The following is a 258-nucleotide window of genomic DNA, read 5'->3' as shown; positions in this document are numbered from 1 at the left end:
CTGGCGCTGGCCGTGGCCGGGGCGGTCACGGGCAAGGGTGCCGGCCGCGCACGGTTGCTCTGGCTCGGCGTGTTCCTGACCCTCGCGGCCTCCTTTGGTTCATCGCTGCTGGCCACCGCCGTCGCACCGGGAGCGGTGGTGACACCGTTCACGGGTCCCTTTGTCTCGCTGGCCCTGTTCCTGCTCCTGGGTGCGGCACTAATCGCCGGGGACCGGCTGCGGCACGACCTTGCCGCAGCCGGGCGCCCGGCCTCGGGC

The 258-nt window shown here is 73.6% G+C and carries 1 protein-coding gene; it reads left to right on the top strand.

The window, feature by feature from the left end:
• Positions 1 to 12: 12 nt before the first annotated feature.
• Positions 13 to 258, top strand: a 246-nt coding sequence (locus AC5RUJ_RS19085) for a hypothetical protein (RefSeq protein WP_494156619.1), incomplete at its 3' end; no start/stop codon positions are given.

The organism is Arthrobacter sp. Y3223164 (assembly GCF_059091005.1).
The sequence above is the reverse complement of the archived record's forward strand: the minus strand, read 5'-3'. Positions and strand labels throughout refer to the sequence as shown.